Genomic DNA, 20,119 nt, shown 5'->3' on the forward strand with positions numbered 1-20,119 from the left:
GAGGTGCGCCAATATATGCTGATTACCGGCAACTACTGGGCGTTCACGGTAACCGACGGCGCGCTGCGTATGCTGGTGGTCATGCACTTCCATCAACTGGGTTACTCGCCGTTAGAAATCGCCATGCTGTTTCTGTTTTACGAAGCTTTTGGTGTGGTGACTAACCTGATAGGTGGCTGGTTGGGCGCGCGGTTGGGTCTCAACCGCACCATGAATGTGGGGCTTGGGCTGCAAATTATTGCGCTTGCTATGCTGATGGTGCCCGCTAGCTTGCTGACAGTTGCTTGGGTGATGGCTGCTCAGGCGCTGTCGGGGATCGCTAAAGACCTCAACAAAATGAGCGCTAAAAGCGCCGTTAAAGTGCTGGTGCCAAAAGAGAGTGCTAACGCCAATAGTTCACTCTACCGGTGGGTGGCGATGCTGACCGGCTCTAAAAACGCGTTAAAGGGGCTAGGCTTTTTTGTTGGCGGGTTGCTGCTAACGTTGATTGGCTTCCAGGCCGCAGTGTTGGTGATGGCGGTAATGCTTGGCGGCGTGTTACTGCTTTCACTGTTGAGGCTTAAGGCGGATTTAGGCCGCCAAAAAGTAAAGCCCAAGTTCTCCGAAATCTTCTCAAAATCACGTGCGATTAACGTGCTCTCCGCGGCGCGCTTTTGCCTATTTTCGGCACGGGATGTGTGGTTTGTGGTAGCACTGCCAGTGTTCTTATACGATCAACACGGTTGGACACACTGGACAGTGGGTGGGCTGTTAGCGGTATGGGTGATCGGTTATGGCGGGGTGCAAACCCAGGCACCCAAATTAACCCGGTTGATCAAAGGCGATGCGCGGGCGCTTACCGCCGGCTGGGCGGCGGCACTGGCGGTGTTGGCGATTTTGTTGGCGATGCTGCCCTTGGCGCAAGTAGGCTGGTTAGTCGTCGGTTTGCTCGCCTTTGGCGTATTGTTTGCGATTAACTCCAGCTGGCACAGTTACTTGATTGTGCATTATGCCCGCGCCGATGGCGTCTCCATGGATGTTGGTTTCTATTATATGGCCAATGCCATGGGGCGTTTAGTGGGCACGCTACTGTCGGGCTGGCTGTATATGGCTTACGGGCTGAGTGCCTGCTTGTGGGTGTCAGCGGCCTTAGTGGCTGCCAGTGCATTGATGGCGCTGGCGTTGCCACGGGGTAGTGATTTAAGCCACTAGTTCACTGGAAAATGATGGCGAGTTTTATTGGCAATCCTGACCAGCGCGAGCATCAGCGGTACTTCGACCAATACGCCGACAACAGTGGCTAGCGCAGCGCCCGACTGTAAGCCAAACAGTGCGATAGCCGCTGCCACCGCCAGTTCAAAGAAGTTGCTGGCGCCGATCATCGCCCCCGGTGCGGCAATGTTATGTGGCAATCGCCAGGTTTTAGCCCAGCCATAGGCGATAAAGAAGATCAGGAACGTTTGAATAATCAGCGGTATCGCGATCAATACGATATGCAGCGGATTATTCAGAATGACCTCGCCCTGGAAGGCAAACAGCAGCACTAGGGTAATGATCAAACCAATCGGCGTGATCGGGCCAACGCGCTTCATAAAGACATTGTCGTACCATTCGGCGCCGCGTTTTTTAATCAAGCTCTGCCGGGTGATATAGCCCGCCGCCAGGGGAATCACTATATATAGGATCACTGATAGTGCGACGGTGTCCCAGGGCACCTGAATATTGGAGATGCCCAGTAGGAAGACCACGATAGGGGCAAACGCGAACAGCATAATTAGATCATTAAGCGCCACTTGCACCAGAGTGTAGGCGGCATCGCCGCGGGTCAGGTAGCTCCACACAAACACCATGGCGGTACACGGCGCGGCGCCCAGCAGAATTGCACCGGCTAAATACTGGCTGGCTAGCTCGGCGGGAATAAACGGTCGAAAGATCACCATCAGAAATAGCCAGGAGATGGCGAACATAGTGAAAGGTTTGATCAACCAGTTCACTGATGTAGTAATGATCAAACCTTTGGGCTGACGACGCACACCCAGTAGCGAGGTGAAGTCAATTTGCGCCATCATGGGGAATATCATCGCCCAAATGAGCACCGCCACCGGAATCGATACCTGCGCCACTTCAAAGCGTGACAGCGTTTCCGGTACCGCTGGAATAAATTGCCCAACTAAGATGCCTACCACAATGGCGAGTGCTACCCATAGCGTGAGGTAGCGCTCAAAAAATCCCATGCCTTCGGCGGTAGAGGGTGAGGCGTTGTCTTGCAGTGCTGGCATGTGAAGCTCCTGATTAGATGGCGCGTTGATTAACCCGCTTTGAGACTTCTTCGGCGCTCTCTTTGCGCTCCGAATAACGATCCGTCAGCACGTCACTGCGATCACGCACTAGTAGAGTGAATTTCACCAGCTCTTCCATGACATCCACGATACGGTCATAAAACGGTGAAGGCTTCATCCGGTCTTTATCATCAAACTCCATAAAGGCTTTGGGTATCGAGGACTGATTGGGAATCGTCAGCATACGCATCCAACGCCCCAAGATGCGTAGCTGATTGACCGTATTGAAGGACTGCGAACCGCCGCAGACCTGCATTACCGCCAAGGTTTTGCCCTGAGTAGGGCGGACGCCACCCAGGGCAAGGGGGATCCAATCTATTTGCGCCTTCATAATGCCGGTCATTGCGCCGTGACGTTCGGGGGAGCACCACACCATCCCTTCTGCCCATTGGGCCAATTGGCGTAGCTCATCGACTTTGGGGTGGCTGGCATCTTCTGCATCCGGTAACGGCAGCCCCCTGGGGTCAAAGATTCTTGTTTCTGCGCCCATGGCATTGAGTAAATGTGCGGCTTCCTCAACCGCTAACCGGCTGAAAGAGCGCTCACGCAGAGAGCCGTATAGCAGCAATATTTTAGGTGCGTGTTCAGTGCTATGTGGAATCCTCAGCCGTTCGCTGCTGGGCGGTTCAAAGAATTCAGCGTCTATATTAGGCAGATCATTCAGGTCGGAAAAATCAGTCAGTGAGGTCATCGCGGTTTACTCGGATTGGGTCTTAATAGCTTGATGATTCCATCATATGTGTTTTTTCGTATATTTCTAGGGCAACTGTGTGCCTGCAATATTGCCGTCATGAACCCGGCGTAGAGTGACAGCCACTAACTACATAAGAGGCTGTTTATTTATGACGAAGCGCCGCGTGTTGTTCCTCTGCAATGCTAACTCTGCACGGTCTCTGATGGGGGAGGCGTTGCTTCGCCATTTGGCAGATGATCGTTTTGAAGCGTTTAGTGCCGGTTCTGAACCGGATGAGCCCCATGCATTGACACTTGAAGCGTTGCGTAAACACGGGCTCCCCACCGAGGGCCTGCGCAGTAAGTCGTTGGATGAGTTTGAAAGCGAGACCTTCGATTTTGTCATTGTGCTGTGCGACAAATCCCAGCAAGCCTGCCGCGATTGGCAAGGGGAGGCGGGCGAAGTTCTATCCTGGGATATTCGTGACCCTCGCTTGATCGGCAAGTCAGATGCTTATGAGCAGGCATTATTAGAGATTCGTCGGCGCCTACAGCTCTGGCTGCCTCTCCACACATCTGATTAACCTTACTGAAAGGGGCGGGTCGAGATGAAATGGATTAATAACTTAAGCGTCAAGGCAAGTTGGACGCTTGTATTAGTGGCCTTTAGCGGCCTGGTCGTCGTCATTGGCGCACTGGGTTTGTTCGCCAACCATTTTGGCCGTGAGGCATTTACGTCGCTTCATGAACGGGACATGGCACAAATTAGTCAGCTCAATAGCGCCTATACCCAGCTGTTGCGTGCGCGTATTCAGATGAACCGTGCAGCGGAGTTAATTCGTACCCCTTCGTTTGATCGACCTGACCCTCTGATAGAAGAAGCCCAGCGGTTGCTTGATGAGGCGTCCGAGAACTTCACTCAATTTACAGCGAGTGATTTTGATCAAGATCAGCAGACGTTTGTCGAACAGTTAGCGTCAAACTTTCAATCATTTGTTAACAATAATCTCAATCTTCAGATGATGATGCTTGAAGAGCGCGACATATCAGGCTTTTTCTCGGGTGAGTCGCGAGTGGATGATAGTAGCGAGCACTTTGTGGCAAGCGCCGAGGCTTTTATTGGCGCTTCCACTCAGCGGGGTAACGCCTTGCTTATGCGCTTTGAGCAGGTCTCATCGCTACTTTTTTGGGGCGTGATTACAGCGCTTGGCGCTGCGCTGTTGGTAGTGACGGTAGTGGTATGGGGCGTGCGTAAAAACGTGCTTCGCCCATTAAAGAAAATCACTGGGCACTTCCAGCGCATTGCTAACGGTGACCTGTCGGCGCCAGTAACGGCGCACTCAAGTAACGAAATTGGTCAGCTATTTAGTGAGCTGGATAAGATGCAGCACTCGCTGACGGCCACGGTTAATCGTCTTAATACGAGCAGCCAGCAGGTATATAGCAATAGTCAGGAGATGACTGAGCAGAACCAGCTTTTGGCGAGCCAAACCGACACTCAAGTGTCAGCTTTGCAGCAAATGGCAGCGAGCTTGGAACAGCTAACCGCCACGGTGAATCAGAATGCTGAAAGTGCGGCGCATGTTAACCAGTCAACGGCAGATGTGTCTCAAAAAGCGCAGCAGGGTGATGAGGTGATTACCCAGTTTATCGCCACCATGGAGGCGATAAATAGTCACTCCGAAGAGATTCAAAGCATTATTCGCATGATTGAAAGTATTGCTTTCCAAACCAATATTTTAGCGCTCAATGCATCGGTTGAAGCCGCGCGTGCCGGTGAGCACGGGCGTGGGTTTGCGGTGGTCGCCAATGAGGTGCGTGCACTGGCAACGCGCAGTGCCAGTGCCGCCAGTGATATTCGTTCACGCATTGAAGCGTCGAGTGCGAGCGTCCAGCAAGGCAGCATATTGTCTCAGCAGGCTGGTGAACATACACGGGCGATCATGCAAGCAGCGAGGAATGTGGACACGCTGATGACGCAAATCACCCATGCCTCTGAAGAGCAGCGGCGAGGCATTGAGGAGGTCAACCACGCGGTTGCTCAGATCGATACCACTACCCAAGACACCATGCGCTTAGTCAATCAGGCGGCCCAGAGCGCGGAGGTGCTGTCCCAAGAAGCTTTGCAGATGCGTGAATATGCCGGTCAATTTAGTGTGGTGGAGAGTGCCATTGAACCAGGCTTGTCTGGTATTGATAAAAATCAAACTGACTATCCCGAATGGGAGCAGCTCAGTCATCAAGAGGGCGCCTTACCGGATGACCATGAGCAAGCCCGTCGTCAGGCGGGATTATTGGCTTCGGCTTAGCATTCTGGATGAAGGAATTTAGCTTTACTCCTGAGCTTACAACGCTATTATGCGATTTTCTCTGAGCGTCATGTAGCGTGTTAGCAACAAAGTGGTTAGTGACACCCTTTAGCTTGTTTTTTCAGCGTTTTCTGAACGACCCTATGCTGCTCTCAATGAGTATCCTATGGGTTGTTTTGTGTTGGCTGGAGCCTCAATCACTGAGTGAAATGGCTGACCGGGTTCACTGGACAACCCTTGTAGTATTAACCGGCCTAATGCTGCTCAGTCGCGCGTTAGAACTGAGTGGTTATTTAACGCTCTGGGGTCGTCAGTTATTAGCTCTACTGCGTGGTGAGCGCCGACTTGCGGTCGGTTTGATTCTGTTTTCGGGGCTTCTCTCGGCGATAGTCACTAACGATGTGGCGCTGTTTATTGTGGTACCACTGACGCTTAGTCTGGCGGGAATGGCAACACTGCCGATTGAACGCTTGATTGTGTTTGAGGCGCTGGCTGTGAATGCAGGCTCATCGCTGAGCCCGATTGGTAATCCGCAAAATCTCTATTTATGGCAGCTTTCAGGCATTCGCTTCGGCGACTTTTTATGGGTAATGTTGCCGCTTGGGGTGGGCTTGATGCTGTTGCTCTTACTTTTTATTCCCTTGGCATTTCCGAAAGCGTCAATACACTTGGAAGCAGTTTCTGCGATGACGGCTGAGCGCCGAAAGGCGCCGTTATGGGCGGCGCTTATTGGCTATCCACTTTTTCTGGCCGCGGTAGACATGGGGTGGGTGCTATCGGCGCTGGCTGGCGTTTTGCTTTCGATGCTATGGGTGGCTCGACGGGCGGTATTCAGTATTGATTGGCTACTGCTGATAGTGTTTGTATTGATGTTCGTAAATCTAAGTGTCATCGGTGAGCTGAGCGTTGTTCAGCAGTTTATACATTCAATGCGCCAGTGGCCGGGTGGCGATGTTAGTGCTGGCGTACTCCTTTCACAGGTCGTATCCAACGTGCCAGCGACCCTACTGCTTGCCCAGCAGAGTGAGTGGCAGCCGCTGGCTTGGGGCGTTAGCGTGGGTGGCTTTGGTTTGGCGGTAGGCTCAATGGCGAATTTAATCGCGCTACGTTTGGCACGCCAGCCTGGGATTTGGAAGGAGTTTCATTGCTGGTCGCTCCCCATGTTGGGGCTGGGGTGGTTGTTTGCCGCCGTATGGCTTAGCGCCCTGACGCGGTAATAGGGTCAGGGCGCTTCACAAAAGGCTATATTTTGTAATAGCGCAGCTTAATCAACTAGCTCGACGGCGACAGCCGTTGCTTCGCCACCGCCAATGCATAAGCTGGCAATGCCTCGTTTGCCGCCCTTAGTGCGCAGGGCATGAATTAGCGTAGCGATGATGCGTGAGCCGGTAGAGCCAATCGGGTGGCCTTGGGCGCAGGCGCCGCCAAACACATTGACTTTGTCGTGGGGCAGGCCCAAGTCATCCATGGCCATCAGTGTCACCACCGCAAAGGCTTCGTTAATCTCGAATAGGTCTACGTCATTCACGCCCCAATCGAGCTTTTTCATCAGCTTTTCAATCGCACCCACTGGCGCGATGGTGAACTCACTAGGGTGTCGCGAGTGAGTCGTGTGGCCTAGCATACGCGCTAGCGGCTTAATACCTTGTTGATCTGCAGCTTCCTGACTCGCCAAGATAAGTGCCGAAGCGCCGTCGGAAATTGAGCTGGCGTTGGCGGCGGTAATCGTACCGTCTTTGGCAAAAGCGGGGCGCAACTGGCGGATTTTGTCGAGCTTAGCTTGGAAGGGCTGCTCATCGTGTTCGACAAGGGTTTCGCCTTGACGAGAGGTGACCATCACCGGTGCGATCTCTGCGCTTAGGTGGCCTGAGTTGGTGGCGGCCATGGCGCGCTCAAGGGACGCAATAGCAAAATCATCCAGGCGCTCCCGCGTGTAGCCTCGCTCAGTAGCCACATCCTGGGCAAACACGCCCATTAGTTTGCCCGTTTCGGCGTCTTCCAGCCCATCCAAAAACATATGGTCTTTAAGCTCGCCGTGCCCCAGCCGATAGCCGCCCCGCGCCTTGGTAAGCACGTGGGGGGCGTTAGACATCGACTCCATGCCGCCAGCCAGCAAAATATCGCCGCTACCCGCCTTGATTAAATCGTGGGCAAGCATGGTGGATTTCATGCCCGAGCCGCACAGCTTGTTAATAGTGGTGGCGCCATTGGCATCCGGAATGCCGGCTTGGCGCATTGCCTGCCGCGCTGGGCCCTGCTTCACACCGGCGGGCAGTACACAGCCCATAATGCCCTCGGTGATCAGGGCCGGGTCAATTCCCGCCTCTTCAATGGCCGCTTTGATGGCGGCTGCGCCAAGCTGTGGGGCTGTCATGCTTGCCAGGCTGCCCATCATGCCGCCCATTGGCGTGCGTTTGGCAGCGAGAAATACAACATCGGTGGGGTTGCTCATGGCCAATCTCCTTCAGGATTATTGTGATTATCATGCCAAGTGGTAGTTGATACGTTGACCCGTAGGCGGTGCTGTGGTTCTCTCCAAAGTAACCAAGCAAGCGCTAGTGTAAATGACATGAATGTAATGAATGCATCCCCTCGCCGCAAGGAACTGACGCGCCTCGCTGCTCAGCTATTCGTCCAAGAGGGCTTTGATCGCACGACGGTGCGAATGCTGGCGCAGGAAATGGGTATTAAGTCCGGTAGCCTGTTTCATCATTTTAAAGATAAGCAGGAAATCCTTGCTGCGGTCATTGAAGAGGGCACTCAAAATGCCTTGATGATTGCGCGTAAAGCGCTCGACGAATGCGACGCCGAGCCTGAAGTACGCCTGCGTGCCATGGCGCGTGCTCATCTCGAAACCCTCTTTACCGACCGCAATGCCCATGTGGTGGCACTCTTTGAGTGGCGCCGACTCGACCCGGCGGCCAGTGCTCATTTGAGCCACTTGCGTGACGCTTACGAGGCGCTGTGGGTCGCTGTTATCGACGATGCGTTGGAAGCTGGCTTGATCCATGGCGACCGCTTTCTTGTCTCGCGTTTTGTTTTGGGGGCGCTGAACTGGACAGTGCGCTGGTACGACCCCAGCGGGCCACGCTCGCCTGATGACCTCGCTGACGAGCTGGTTGCCATGATTATGCCCACCTCTGCTTAATACTCTGACAACAGCCTCGACCAACGTCTAACGCTACAGCTTATATCAGTGCTTGCTCTCTGAGTCGTTTGCTTTTAGCGTTGCTATTATCTTTTAGCTTACGTTAACGTCAACGGATAAATATAACAACACTGCTTGCGCTTATTCTCACTACGAGCTCATTTCCAATAACACAAGAGAGCCATCATGACAGCGACATCACAATCACTGCCCGACTATTACCACTACCTCGATAACTTTTCCGTTGATCGCGTTCTTGCCCGTCTGGATGACCACCGGGACGGCCTGCTAAATGCCTTTGAGGCCTGCTGTGGTCGTCATGTGCGCGCTGGCCGCGGCGATGTGCTGGCGCTGGTTCAAGAGGACTCTCAAGGTGATATGCATACCTTGAGCTACGCCGAGCTAGACGAGCAAAGCGCAAAGTTGGCAGGGTGGTTTAAAGCCCAGGGGTTGGGTATAGGCGACCGCATTGCCTGCATGCTGCCGCGGTCACCACAGCTATTGATTGCAGTGCTCGCCACTTGGCGTATTGGTGCGGTCTACCAGCCGCTGTTTACCGCCTTTGGCCCCGATGCGGTGGACTATCGGCTAGGGCGTGCAGGCACCAAGTTGGTGATTACTGATCACGCTAACCGCTATAAATTCGATGGCCTTAGCCAATGCCCTCCGGTACTGGCTGTGGGCGGGGCGACCAGTGAGCATGCCGATGATCACGACTGGCAGGCGGCGTTGACGCATACGTCAATGAACGACAAGCCGCCGAGGCTTGCGCCTGAAGCACCATTTCTGCAAATGTTTACCTCTGGCACCGTGGGCAAGCCGAAAGGCGTTGCCGTTCCACTGGCAGGGATGACCGCTTTTGCGATCTATATGGAGCTGGCCATTGATCTGCGTGACGATGACCGCTTCTGGAATATGGCCGATCCCGGTTGGGCTTATGGTCTCTACTATGCGATTGCCGGGCCTTTACTGCTTGGTGTGACGACGCATTTTTGTGAGGCAGGATTTAGCGCCGAGGGGGCGCTGGCGTTTATGAAGCGCCACCACATTACCAATTTTGCTGCCGCGCCGACCGCTTACCGCCTAATGAAAGCGTCAGGGCTATTTGATGACGCCCATGAAACGCTTGAGCTGCGCGCGGCTAGCTCGGCGGGCGAACCTCTAAATACTGAAGTAGTGACCTGGGTTGAGAAGTCGTTGGGATGCCCGGTTATGGATCACTACGGCCAGACCGAAACCGGCATGACGTGCAATAACCACCATGCCCTTGACCATCTCAAGCATGTGGGCGCAATGGGCGTGCCGATGCCGGGTTATCGACTGGCAATTTTGGACGCGGAGTATAAAGAGCTGCCTGCCGGGGAGCCTGGTGTCCTCGCCGTCGATATCAAGAACTCCCCGGCACACTTCTTCCAGGGCTACACCTGGCAAGAGAAGAATCCCTTTGTGGAAGGCTATTACCTGACGGGCGATGTGGTTATCCGCAATGAAGACGGTACCTTTCAATTTGCCGGGCGTGATGACGATATTATTACCACCGCGGGTTATCGGGTGGGGCCAACGGACGTTGAAAATAGTGTGATGACGCATCCTGCAGTCGCCGAATCGGCGGCAGTGGGGCAGCCTGATGAGATCCGCGGCGAGGTGATCAAGTCGTATATCGTGCTCCGCGAAGGCTATGAAGCCAGTGACGAGCTGGCTGATGAAATCAAACAGCGAGTGCGTGAGCGGCTTTCGACCCACGCTTTTCCGCGCATTATTGAGTTTGTCGATGAGTTGCCTAAAACCCCCAGCGGCAAGATTCAGCGCTTTAAATTACGTGCCCAGGCAGTAGAAGAAGCCAAAGCAAGTCAATAGCCCATCAAGTGAGTAGCCAAATCAAATGAATAAAAAAGCGAGTGAATAAACCCACCACGATATATAGCAACCATACATAACGACCAAAGGGATACGGAAATGCAGGTTAAGGAGAGTACCTTTTTAATTACCGGGGCTGCCTCTGGTCTTGGGGCGGCTACCGCTGAGCGCTTAGTCGCTGCAGGCGCTCGCGTCGTGTTATGCGACTTAAACGACAGTGTCAATGCCCATGCCCAGCAGCTGGGGGCAAGCGCACGCGCCATTCTGGCGGATATTACGTCAGGCGAACAGATGCAGCAGGCCGTAGATGCGGCGGTAGCGCTGGGTGGCGAGCACGGGCTTTCAGGCGTAGTTCACTGCGCGGGTGTGGTTAGCGTGGCCAAGCTGGTTGATCGTGAAGGCAACCCGGCTGATTTAGAAAGCTATATGAAAACGATCAATATCAATCTGGTCGGCACTTTTAACGTCATGCGCCTTGCGGCTGCCGCCATGGCTAAAAACGCGCCGAATGAGAGTGGTGAGCGCGGGGTGATTATTAATACTGCGTCCATTGCTGCTTTTGATGGGCAGGTAGGCCAGTGTGCTTATAGTGCCTCTAAAGCGGGTGTTGTGGGTATGAGCTTGCCAGCGGCGCGGGAATTGTCGCGCCATGCTATTCGGGTGATGGCCATCGCCCCTGGCGTATTTGAAACGCCGATGATGAGTGAAATTCCTGACGAGGCGGCCCAGGCACTAGCGGCGGCGGTACCTTTTCCTAAGCGTTTAGGTAAGCCAGATGAGTTTGCTCAATTAGCCGAGCAGATTATTACCAACCCCATGCTCAATGGCGAACTGATCCGCTTAGACGGTGGCATTCGCATGCAGTAACTAGATGGTCAGTAGGTAAAAGAAAAATAAAACGACTCGTCGGCTTTTGGTTGGCGAGTTTTTTTATTATTTGCACCAGGGGTTTACTGGTTGGGCGACCAAAGTTCTAGAGTGTTTTTGGGCTAAATTCAAACGCTCGCTTGACTCTGAGGGGCGCCCGCGCTAATTTTCAAACATGTGTTTGAAAGCTCTCTGCCATTAAGAGTTGCTTGGCTTTCAACCCCCCCTTTCTTAGGAGAAGTGTGATGCCCAGCTATCAGGCCCCTATTCGTGATATGCGTTTCGTTATGGACGAGATGCTTGACTACCCTGCTCACTACGCGCGCCTGCCAAGCGGTGACGATGCATCGCCAGATGTTGTCAGCGCTATTTTGGAAGAGGGGGCACGCTTCGCCCGCGATGTACTGCTGCCGATCAATCAGAGTGGCGATGAAGAAGGGTGCCTACTGGAAGGGGGCGAGGTCAAAGCGCCTAACGGTTTCAAAGAGGCCTACCAGCAGTACGTAGAGGGGGGGTGGCCGAGTCTGGCCGCCGATCCTGCTCATGGTGGTCAAGGGCTGCCGCCTTCATTGGCGATGCTGTTGTCGGAAATGATCTGCGCCACTAACTTGGCGTGGGGCATGTACCCAGGGCTCTCTCATGGTGCGGCAGACGCACTTCGCCATCATGGCACCGATGAGCAGAAGGCGACGTATCTCACCAAGCTGGTAGAAGGGGTATGGACGGGCACTATGTGCCTAACTGAACCGCACTGCGGCACTGACCTAGGATTGATCAAGACGCGAGCAGTGCCCGCTGATGGCGATGCCTATGCGATTACTGGCACCAAAATCTTTATCTCGGCCGGTGAGCATAATCTGGCTGAAAACATTGTCCACCTGGTATTGGCAAAACTGCCTGGCGCACCGGAAGGTTCTAAAGGTATTTCGCTATTTGTAGTGCCTAAGTTCTTGCCCGATGCCCAAGGTAATGTGGGTGAGCGTAATGGCGTCACCTGCGGTTCGCTCGAGCACAAAATGGGCATTCATGGTAATGCCACCTGTGTGATGAACTTCGACGACGCAACCGGCTACTTGGTAGGGCCGCCCAATAAAGGGCTGGCGTGCATGTTCACCATGATGAACGCTGCGCGTCTTGGGGTGGGGATTCAAGGGCTGGGGTTGGTTGAAGCCAGTTTCCAGAATTCATTGAGCTATGCCCGTGACCGGTTACAGATGCGCGGCTTATCGGGCAAACAGGCTCCTGAAAAGCCCGCTGATCCGATTATCGTCCACCCTGATGTGCGCCGCATGCTGCTGACCCAGAAAGCCTTCGCCGAAGGCGGGCGTATGTTGGTGCTTTATACCGCGCAAATGCTCGATTTGGTGGAGCATGGTGAGCCGGGTGAAGAGCGAGATCACGCTGAAACCCTACTTGGCTTGCTAACGCCTATTGTTAAAGCCTTCCTGACCGAAGTTGGTTTTGAAAGCACTAACGAGGGCGTACAGATCTACGGTGGTCATGGCTTCATTAAAGAGTGGGGCATGGAGCAATTGGTGCGCGATGCTCGCATTACTCGACTCTATGAAGGTACTACCGGTATCCAGGCGCTTGATCTGCTGGGTCGTAAAGTACTAATGAGTCAGGGTGAATCGCTGAAGGTATTCACCAAAGAGATCCATAAGTTCTGTAAAGCTGAAGCCGACAACCCTACACTCAAAGAGTTTGTTGGGCCGCTCGCCAAGCTGAATGCAGAGTGGGGCGAACTGACTATGGGCGTGGGGATGAAGGCAATGCAAGACCGTGAGGAAGTAGGTGCGGCGAGTGTTGATTACCTAATGTATTCAGGCTATGTCACCCTGGCGTACCTATTTGCACGCGCGGCCAAACAGGCGTCTATTTCTTTAGAAGGTGACGATAAGGCCTTCTACGCTGCAAAATTGAATACTGCTCGCTTCTATTATCAGCGTCTATTGCCGCGTACCAAGGCCCATGCGCAGATGATACAAGCAGGTGCTGCAAGCCTGATGGCCATCTCCAGCGAAGATTTTGGTCTGGGATTTGAAATTTAATTAACGGCTAAAATGTGAAAAGAGCACTCTCTGATCAGGCGTTCTGATCGGTGGTTTGCGGCAGAAGGGTAGCATTCTGCCGCTTTTTTATACGCAATAACTTCTTTTACTTGCTATCTTATTAGTCAGGCCTTAAAGTACGCATCCGCTGCCGGGGACGCCAAGCGTTACCAGCGGTGAATGAAGTGTAAAAGCTTCGGTTTGTCAAAGAGTTAGCGGTTTTGGATGTGGTCAGGTTTGCATCGAAAACAACGCCCTTGACAACCACCAGGAAATGCGTAGAATACGCCTTCCTCGCTGAGGTAAGCCAGTTCAACGGCAAGCCGAGTGGCCCAGTTGGTTTATTAGCTAGCCACCGCAGCGAAACAGCTCTTTAACAATTTGATCAGGTAATTCATGTGGGCGCTTGCTGATGTTGGTGACAAATCACCCAATATCAAGGCAAGCGACTCAAGCAATAAGGTTTTAAAGGATTCGTCCTTTGGGATCTGTTTTGAATGAATTCGTTTGAACCTTGAGCCAAGTTTGATCCGCTTTTGTTGCCTTCGGGTGACATGTAAGGATCACATAGATCTTAAACTGAAGAGTTTGATCATGGCTCAGATTGAACGCTGGCGGCAGGCCTAACACATGCAAGTCGAGCGGTAACAGGGGTAGCTTGCTACCCGCTGACGAGCGGCGGACGGGTGAGTAATGCATAGGAATCTGCCCGATAGTGGGGGATAACCTGGGGAAACCCAGGCTAATACCGCATACGTCCTACGGGAGAAAGGGGGCTTCGGCTCCCGCTATTGGATGAGCCTATGTCGGATTAGCTAGTTGGTGAGGTAATGGCTCACCAAGGCAACGATCCGTAGCTGGTCTGAGAGGATGATCAGCCACATCGGGACTGAGACACGGCCCGAACTCCTACGGGAGGCAGCAGTGGGGAATATTGGACAATGGGGGCAACCCTGATCCAGCCATGCCGCGTGTGTGAAGAAGGCCCTCGGGTTGTAAAGCACTTTCAGCGAGGAAGAACGCCTATCGGTTAATACCCGGTAGGAAAGACATCACTCGCAGAAGAAGCACCGGCTAACTCCGTGCCAGCAGCCGCGGTAATACGGAGGGTGCAAGCGTTAATCGGAATTACTGGGCGTAAAGCGCGCGTAGGTGGCTTGATAAGCCGGTTGTGAAAGCCCCGGGCTCAACCTGGGAACGGCATCCGGAACTGTCAGGCTAGAGTGCAGGAGAGGAAGGTAGAATTCCCGGTGTAGCGGTGAAATGCGTAGAGATCGGGAGGAATACCAGTGGCGAAGGCGGCCTTCTGGACTGACACTGACACTGAGGTGCGAAAGCGTGGGTAGCAAACAGGATTAGATACCCTGGTAGTCCACGCCGTAAACGATGTCGACCAGCCGTTGGGTGCCTAGAGCACTTTGTGGCGAAGTTAACGCGATAAGTCGACCGCCTGGGGAGTACGGCCGCAAGGTTAAAACTCAAATGAATTGACGGGGGCCCGCACAAGCGGTGGAGCATGTGGTTTAATTCGATGCAACGCGAAGAACCTTACCTACCCTTGACATCTACAGAAGCCGGAAGAGATTCTGGTGTGCCTTCGGGAACTGTAAGACAGGTGCTGCATGGCTGTCGTCAGCTCGTGTTGTGAAATGTTGGGTTAAGTCCCGTAACGAGCGCAACCCTTGTCCTTATTTGCCAGCGAGTAATGTCGGGAACTCTAAGGAGACTGCCGGTGACAAACCGGAGGAAGGTGGGGACGACGTCAAGTCATCATGGCCCTTACGGGTAGGGCTACACACGTGCTACAATGGCCGGTACAAAGGGCTGCGAGCTCGCGAGAGTCAGCGAATCCCTTAAAGCCGGTCTCAGTCCGGATCGGAGTCTGCAACTCGACTCCGTGAAGTCGGAATCGCTAGTAATCGTGAATCAGAATGTCACGGTGAATACGTTCCCGGGCCTTGTACACACCGCCCGTCACACCATGGGAGTGGACTGCACCAGAAGTGGTTAGCCTAACGCAAGAGGGCGATCACCACGGTGTGGTTCATGACTGGGGTGAAGTCGTAACAAGGTAGCCGTAGGGGAACCTGCGGCTGGATCACCTCCTTAAACGATGCGTCACGCGTTAGTAAGCGTCCACAATGAATTACCTGATCAGATAGCTGTTGATGCGCAGTGATAAGCCAGCCGCCTACGGCGTTGCCTTATCACTGCGTATAGCAGTCGCTCTTTAACAATGTATATCATGCTGACAAGAACACTTCGCAAGAAGTGCTTCTTAAATTGTGATACGTCTCAAGCGTATCCGGCAAAATGAAACGTGATCATTGCGAGTCCAGACTCCTTCGGGTTATAGGGTCAAGCAATGAAGCGCACACGGTGGATGCCTAGGCAGCCAGAGGCGATGAAAGACGTGGTAGCCTGCGATAAGGCTCGGTGAGGTGGCAACAACCTGTGACCCGGGCATTTCTGAATGGGGAAACCCACTCATCACAAGATGAGTATCGTGCACTGAATACATAGGTGTACGAGGCGAACCAGGGGAACTGAAACATCTAAGTACCCTGAGGAAAAGAAATCAACCGAGATTCCCCTAGTAGCGGCGAGCGAACGGGGACCAGCCCTTAAGCATGAGACTGATTAGGCGAACACGCTGGGAAGCGTGGCCGTAGCGGGTGATAGCCCCGTAGTCGAAAATCTGATCATGTGAAATCGAGTAGGTCGGGGCACGAGAAACCTTGACTGAAGACGGGGGGACCATCCTCCAAGGCTAAATACTCCTGGCTGACCGATAGTGAACCAGTACCGTGAGGGAAAGGCGAAAAGAACCCCGGAGAGGGGAGTGAAATAGATCCTGAAACCGTGTGCGTACAAGCAGTAGGAGCAGACTTGTTCTGTGACTGCGTACCTTTTGTATAATGGGTCAGCGACTTATATTCAGTGGCGAGGTTAACCGTATAGGGGAGCCGTAGGGAAACCGAGTCTTAACTGGGCGACACAGTCGCTGGATATAGACCCGAAACCGAGCGATCTATCCATGAGCAGGGTGAAGATTGAGTAACATCAATTGGAGGCCCGAACCAGGATCTGTTGAAAAAGATTTGGATGACTTGTGGATCGGAGTGAAAGGCTAATCAAGCTCGGAGATAGCTGGTTCTCCTCGAAAGCTATTTAGGTAGCGCCTCACGTAGTACCGCCGGGGGTAGAGCACTGTTTCGGCTAGGGGGTCATCCCGACTTACCAACCCGAGGCAAACTCCGAATACCGGTGAGTAGAGCGTGGGAGACACACGGCGGGTGCTAACGTCCGTCGTGAAAAGGGAAACAACCCAGACCGTCAGCTAAGGTCCCGAAATCCTGGTTAAGTGGGAAACGATGTGGGAAGGCTCAGACAGCTAGGAGGTTGGCTTAGAAGCAGCCATCCTTTAAAGAAAGCGTAATAGCTCACTAGTCGAGTCGGCCTGCGCGGAAGATGTAACGGGGCTAAACCAGGTACCGAAGCTACGGGTGAGTTTCTATTTCGATAGGAATTCGCGGTAGAGGAGCGTCGTGTAAGCCAATGAAGGTGAATTGAGAAGTTCGCTGGAGGTATCACGAGTGCGAATGCTGACATGAGTAACGATAAAGGGAGTGAAAAACTCCCTCGCCGGAAGACCAAGGGTTTCTGTTCGACGCTAATCGGAGCAGAGTGAGTCGGCCCCTAAGGCGAGGCCGAAAGGCGTAGTCGATGGGAAACGGGTCAATATTCCCGTACCGGACATGGTTGCGATGGGGGGACGAAGAAGGCTAGGTGAGCCAGGCGTTGGTAGTCCTGGTGAAAGTGAGTAGGCCGAGACCTTAGGTAAATCCGGGGTCTTAAAGCCGAGACACGAGACGAACTGACCACGGTCAGGAAGTCACTGATGCCACGCTTCCAGGAAAAGCCTCTAAGCTTCAGATCATGTGCGACCGTACCCCAAACCGACACAGGTGGTCAGGGTGAGAATCCCAAGGCGCTTGAGAGAACTCGGGTGAAGGAACTAGGCAAAATGGTGCCGTAACTTCGGGAGAAGGCACGCCGGCGTAGGGTGAAGAGACTTGCTCTCCTAGCCCGAACCGGTCGAAGATACCAGGTGGCTGCAACTGTTTATTAAAAACACAGCACTCTGCTAACGCGCAAGCGGACGTATAGGGTGTGACGCCTGCCCGGTGCCGGAAGGTTAAATGATGGTGTTAGCCGCAAGGCGAAGCTCTTGATTGAAGCCCCGGTAAACGGCGGCCGTAACTATAACGGTCCTAAGGTAGCGAAATTCCTTGTCGGGTAAGTTCCGACCTGCACGAATGGCGTAATGATGGCCACGCTGTCTCCACCCGAGACTCAGTGAAATTGAAATCGCCGTGAAGATGCGGTGTACCCGCGGCTAGACGGAAAGACCCCGTGAACCTTTACTATAGCTTCACACTGGACGCTGATGTTGCCTGTGTAGGATAGCTGGGAGGCTTAGAACTCTGGACGCCAGTTCGGAGGGAGCCAACCTTGAAATACCAGCCTGGCATCATTGGCGTTCTCACTCAGGTCCGTTATCCGGATCGAGGACAGTGTGTGGTGGGTAGTTTGACTGGGGCGGTCTCCTCCTAAAGAGTAACGGAGGAGCACGAAGGTACCCTCAGCACGGTCGGACATCGTGCAATGAGTGCAAGAGCATAAGGGTGCTTGACTGCGAGACAGACACGTCGAGCAGGTGCGAAAGCAGGTTCTAGTGATCCGGTGGTTCTGTATGGAAGGGCCATCGCTCAACGGATAAAAGGTACTCCGGGGATAACAGGCTGATACCGCCCAAGAGTTCACATCGACGGCGGTGTTTGGCACCTCGATGTCGGCTCATCACATCCTGGGGCTGAAGTCGGTCCCAAGGGTATGGCTGTTCGCCATTTAAAGTGGTACGCGAGCTGGGTTTAGAACGTCGTGAGACAGTTCGGTCCCTATCTGCCGTGGGCGTTGGATGTTTGAGAAGGGCTGCTCCTAGTACGAGAGGACCGGAGTGGACGACCCTCTGGTGTTCCGGTTGTCACGCCAGTGGCATTGCCGGGTAGCTATGGTCGGACGGGATAACCGCTGAAAGCATCTAAGCGGGAAGCCCCCTTCAAGATGAGACATCCCTGAGGCCTAGAGCCTCCTGAAGGGCCCAGCGAGACCAGCTGGTTGATAGGCACGGTGTGGAAGCGCTGCAAGGCGTTGAGCTAACGTGTACTAATGGCCCGTGAGGCTTGACCCTATAACACCCAAGGGGTCTGGTCGCGATGATGACGTCAATGAAAACCGGATACGCAGCGTGTGGCCCAAGCGACATAACGCCAGGGCGACAGGCGATGAGACGCACACAATTAGCAAGCAACGCTAGAGTCAGCATGATGTACATTAACAGTTACGCCTGACGACCATAGCACGCGTGAACCACCTGATCCCTTGCCGAACTCAGAAGTGAAACCGCTTAGCGCCGATGGTAGTGTGGGGTCTCCCCATGCGAGAGTAGGTCATCGTCAGGCACTTATTATGAAAAATCCCCCAGGGCTGATGCCTTGGGGGATTTTTTTGCGTGTGGGGGAGGTTGTGAGGGGAAAATGGTGAGGTGTGAGGGGTAAAGGGTGGGCAGTAAAGGGTAAGTCGTGAATCGTGAGTAGGAAACGTTGGTGAATGGCTATCTCCCGAATATCCTGTTCCGCCTCACGCCTCACGCCTCACGCCTCACGCCTCACGCCTCACGCCTCAGCTAGATAAATGCTATGATGCGCCCCAATTAATTAGCCAGCCATCACCGTTTGTGATGGGCGGAATCGAGGTGAAGTGGTGAGTGAAACGGTACCTACGTCATGGTTAGTTTACTGCCGTCCTGGGTTTGAGAGTGATGCGCTGGCAGAGCTACAGCATCACGCAGCATTACAGGGCATCGCCTGTGAGTCATCTCATGGTGAGGGGTGGGTAAGCTTAACGCGTGTTGATGGTGAAGCGGTAAATGATTTACACCGCCAGGCAGCGTTTAAAAAGCTGATTTTTGCGCGCCAGAGCTTAGCGGCTTTACCTGCGCTCACTCTTTCACGTGACGATCGTCTTACCGCTATCTTGGAACAGGTCAAAGCCAGCCGTTGGAGCTTTGAAGAGATTTGGCATGAAACGCCGGATACCAACGATGGCAAAGCACTGGCCGGGCTGATTAAGGCGCTTACCAAGCCGCTGGAAAGTATGTTGAAAAAACGTGGTGCGTTAAGGCGCAGCGCGGGCGCACGACGTTTACATATTTTCTGGACTGACGGTGATCAAGTGCAGCTGGCGATGAGCTTCCCAGGCAATCGTAGTGATTTGATTAATGGTATTCGTCGGCTGCGCTTTCCCTCTCGTGCGCCTAGCCGCTCAACGCTGAAGTTGGAGGAGGCGTGGCACGAGTTTATTCCTAGGGATGAGTGGGATGTGCGGCTAGCACCGCATATGCAAGCAGCTGACTTAGGGGCCGCTCCAGGAGGTTGGACGTGGCAGTTGGTTCAGCGCGGCATGTACGTGTATGCCATCGATAATGGCCCAATGGAATCACAGTTGATGAAGACTGGGCAGATTGATCATCTCAAAGAGGATGGCTTTATCTGGGAGCCACCACAACGTCTAGACTGGCTGGTGTGCGATATTGTTGATAAACCAGTGAGAGTGCTAGCCATGGTGGAGCGATGGCTGATTCGTAAATGGTGCAAAGAGGCGATCTTTAACCTCAAGTTGCCCATGAAAAAGCGCTGGGATGAGGTAACTCGTTGTCTAACGGCGTTGGAAGAGTCGCTGGAAAAAGCGGGTGTGCATGCCAACGTATCATGCCGTCACCTCTATCACGATAGGGAAGAGGTAACGGTGCATGTAAGGCTTAGGGATTAATGC

At 53.6% G+C, this 20,119-nt stretch carries 12 protein-coding genes and 3 rRNA genes; 12 read left to right on the plus strand and 3 right to left on the minus strand.

Going from position 1 to position 20,119, the window contains the following annotated elements:
- Positions 1 to 15: 15 nt before the first annotated feature.
- A complete protein-coding gene (gene arsJ, locus HZS52_RS14030; RefSeq protein ID WP_223828135.1) occupies positions 16 to 1,191 on the plus strand; it encodes an organoarsenical effux MFS transporter ArsJ in 1,176 nt (391 codons plus the stop codon).
- Here arsJ and arsB read toward each other — a convergent pair.
- Together arsB and arsH are read right to left on the minus strand one after the other, a co-directional pair.
- Positions 1,188 to 2,258, minus strand: a complete 1,071-nt coding sequence (arsB, locus tag HZS52_RS14035) for an ACR3 family arsenite efflux transporter (RefSeq protein WP_190372999.1) — start codon at positions 2,256 to 2,258, stop codon at positions 1,188 to 1,190. The genes arsJ and arsB overlap by 4 nt on opposite strands.
- 13 nt (positions 2,259 to 2,271) lie before the next feature.
- The gene (arsH, locus tag HZS52_RS14040; protein WP_317890268.1) at positions 2,272 to 3,009 is read right to left on the minus strand and encodes an arsenical resistance protein ArsH; all 738 of its coding nucleotides are present in this window, start codon (positions 3,007 to 3,009) and stop codon (positions 2,272 to 2,274) included.
- 151 nt (positions 3,010 to 3,160) lie between these two features.
- On the opposite strand from arsH, the gene HZS52_RS14045 reads away from it, so the two are divergent.
- The 3 genes from HZS52_RS14045 to HZS52_RS14055 all read left to right on the plus strand — a co-directional run bounded on the left by HZS52_RS14045 (position 3,161) and on the right by HZS52_RS14055 (position 6,516).
- The gene (locus HZS52_RS14045; protein ID WP_022522933.1) at positions 3,161 to 3,574 is read left to right on the plus strand and encodes an arsenate reductase ArsC; all 414 of its coding nucleotides are present in this window, start codon (positions 3,161 to 3,163) and stop codon (positions 3,572 to 3,574) included.
- 24 nt (positions 3,575 to 3,598) lie between these two features.
- The gene (locus tag HZS52_RS14050; protein WP_190373000.1) at positions 3,599 to 5,299 is read left to right on the plus strand and encodes a methyl-accepting chemotaxis protein; all 1,701 of its coding nucleotides are present in this window, start codon (positions 3,599 to 3,601) and stop codon (positions 5,297 to 5,299) included.
- A 155-nt stretch (positions 5,300 to 5,454) separates the two neighbouring features.
- Entirely contained in the window at positions 5,455 to 6,516 is a 1,062-nt protein-coding gene (locus HZS52_RS14055) for an SLC13 family permease (protein WP_223827929.1), read from the plus strand.
- Between the two features lie 47 nt (positions 6,517 to 6,563).
- Here the strand turns inward: HZS52_RS14055 and HZS52_RS14060 are convergent, their stop codons facing one another.
- Entirely contained in the window at positions 6,564 to 7,751 is a 1,188-nt protein-coding gene (locus tag HZS52_RS14060) for an acetyl-CoA C-acyltransferase (RefSeq protein WP_138800555.1), read from the minus strand.
- A gap of 126 nt (positions 7,752 to 7,877) precedes the next feature.
- Between HZS52_RS14060 and HZS52_RS14065 the strand changes: the two genes are divergently transcribed.
- The 8 genes from HZS52_RS14065 (at position 7,878) to rlmM (ending at position 20,116) form a co-directional block, all read left to right on the plus strand.
- The gene (locus tag HZS52_RS14065) at positions 7,878 to 8,447 is read left to right on the plus strand and encodes a TetR/AcrR family transcriptional regulator (protein ID WP_190373002.1); all 570 of its coding nucleotides are present in this window, start codon (positions 7,878 to 7,880) and stop codon (positions 8,445 to 8,447) included.
- Positions 8,448 to 8,633: 186 nt separating this feature from the next.
- Entirely contained in the window at positions 8,634 to 10,304 is a 1,671-nt protein-coding gene (locus HZS52_RS14070; RefSeq protein ID WP_009288032.1) for an AMP-binding protein, read from the plus strand.
- 99 nt (positions 10,305 to 10,403) lie between these two features.
- A complete protein-coding gene (locus HZS52_RS14075; RefSeq protein WP_022522939.1) occupies positions 10,404 to 11,171 on the plus strand; it encodes an SDR family NAD(P)-dependent oxidoreductase in 768 nt (255 codons plus the stop codon).
- 245 nt (positions 11,172 to 11,416) lie between these two features.
- Positions 11,417 to 13,222, plus strand: a complete 1,806-nt coding sequence (locus tag HZS52_RS14080; protein ID WP_190373003.1) for an acyl-CoA dehydrogenase C-terminal domain-containing protein — start codon at positions 11,417 to 11,419, stop codon at positions 13,220 to 13,222.
- 576 nt (positions 13,223 to 13,798) lie between these two features.
- Positions 13,799 to 15,331 (plus strand): 16S ribosomal RNA (locus tag HZS52_RS14085).
- Positions 15,332 to 15,578: 247 nt separating this feature from the next.
- A 23S ribosomal RNA gene (locus tag HZS52_RS14090) occupies positions 15,579 to 18,476 on the plus strand.
- Between the two features lie 155 nt (positions 18,477 to 18,631).
- Positions 18,632 to 18,747: ribosomal RNA gene (gene rrf / locus HZS52_RS14095) — 5S ribosomal RNA — on the plus strand.
- The 16S, 23S and 5S rRNA genes sit together here, the layout of an rRNA operon.
- 298 nt (positions 18,748 to 19,045) lie before the next feature.
- A complete protein-coding gene (rlmM, locus tag HZS52_RS14100) occupies positions 19,046 to 20,116 on the plus strand; it encodes a 23S rRNA (cytidine(2498)-2'-O)-methyltransferase RlmM (protein WP_190373004.1) in 1,071 nt (356 codons plus the stop codon).
- The last annotated feature ends 3 nt before the right edge of the window (positions 20,117 to 20,119 follow it).

This window comes from Vreelandella titanicae (genome assembly GCF_014697095.1).
GTDB lineage: Bacteria > Pseudomonadota > Gammaproteobacteria > Pseudomonadales > Halomonadaceae > Vreelandella > Vreelandella titanicae.

What these genes read in the sequence shown, in the direction of transcription:
- HZS52_RS14070 (WP_009288032.1), top strand. Translation starts at nt 8,634, where the DNA reads ATGACAGCGACATCACAATCACTGCCCGACTATTACCACTACCTCGAT.
- HZS52_RS14055 (WP_223827929.1), top strand. Translation starts at nt 5,455, where the DNA reads ATGAGTATCCTATGGGTTGTTTTGTGTTGGCTGGAGCCTCAATCACTG.
- arsH (WP_317890268.1), bottom strand. Translation starts at nt 3,009, where the DNA reads ATGACCTCACTGACTGATTTTTCCGACCTGAATGATCTGCCTAATATA.
- HZS52_RS14080 (WP_190373003.1), top strand. Translation starts at nt 11,417, where the DNA reads ATGCCCAGCTATCAGGCCCCTATTCGTGATATGCGTTTCGTTATGGAC.
- HZS52_RS14075 (WP_022522939.1), top strand. Translation starts at nt 10,404, where the DNA reads ATGCAGGTTAAGGAGAGTACCTTTTTAATTACCGGGGCTGCCTCTGGT.
- HZS52_RS14050 (WP_190373000.1), top strand. Translation starts at nt 3,599, where the DNA reads ATGAAATGGATTAATAACTTAAGCGTCAAGGCAAGTTGGACGCTTGTA.
- HZS52_RS14065 (WP_190373002.1), top strand. Translation starts at nt 7,878, where the DNA reads ATGAATGCATCCCCTCGCCGCAAGGAACTGACGCGCCTCGCTGCTCAG.
- arsB (WP_190372999.1), bottom strand. Translation starts at nt 2,258, where the DNA reads ATGCCAGCACTGCAAGACAACGCCTCACCCTCTACCGCCGAAGGCATG.
- HZS52_RS14045 (WP_022522933.1), top strand. Translation starts at nt 3,161, where the DNA reads ATGACGAAGCGCCGCGTGTTGTTCCTCTGCAATGCTAACTCTGCACGG.
- HZS52_RS14060 (WP_138800555.1), bottom strand. Translation starts at nt 7,751, where the DNA reads ATGAGCAACCCCACCGATGTTGTATTTCTCGCTGCCAAACGCACGCCA.
- arsJ (WP_223828135.1), top strand. Translation starts at nt 16, where the DNA reads ATGCTGATTACCGGCAACTACTGGGCGTTCACGGTAACCGACGGCGCG.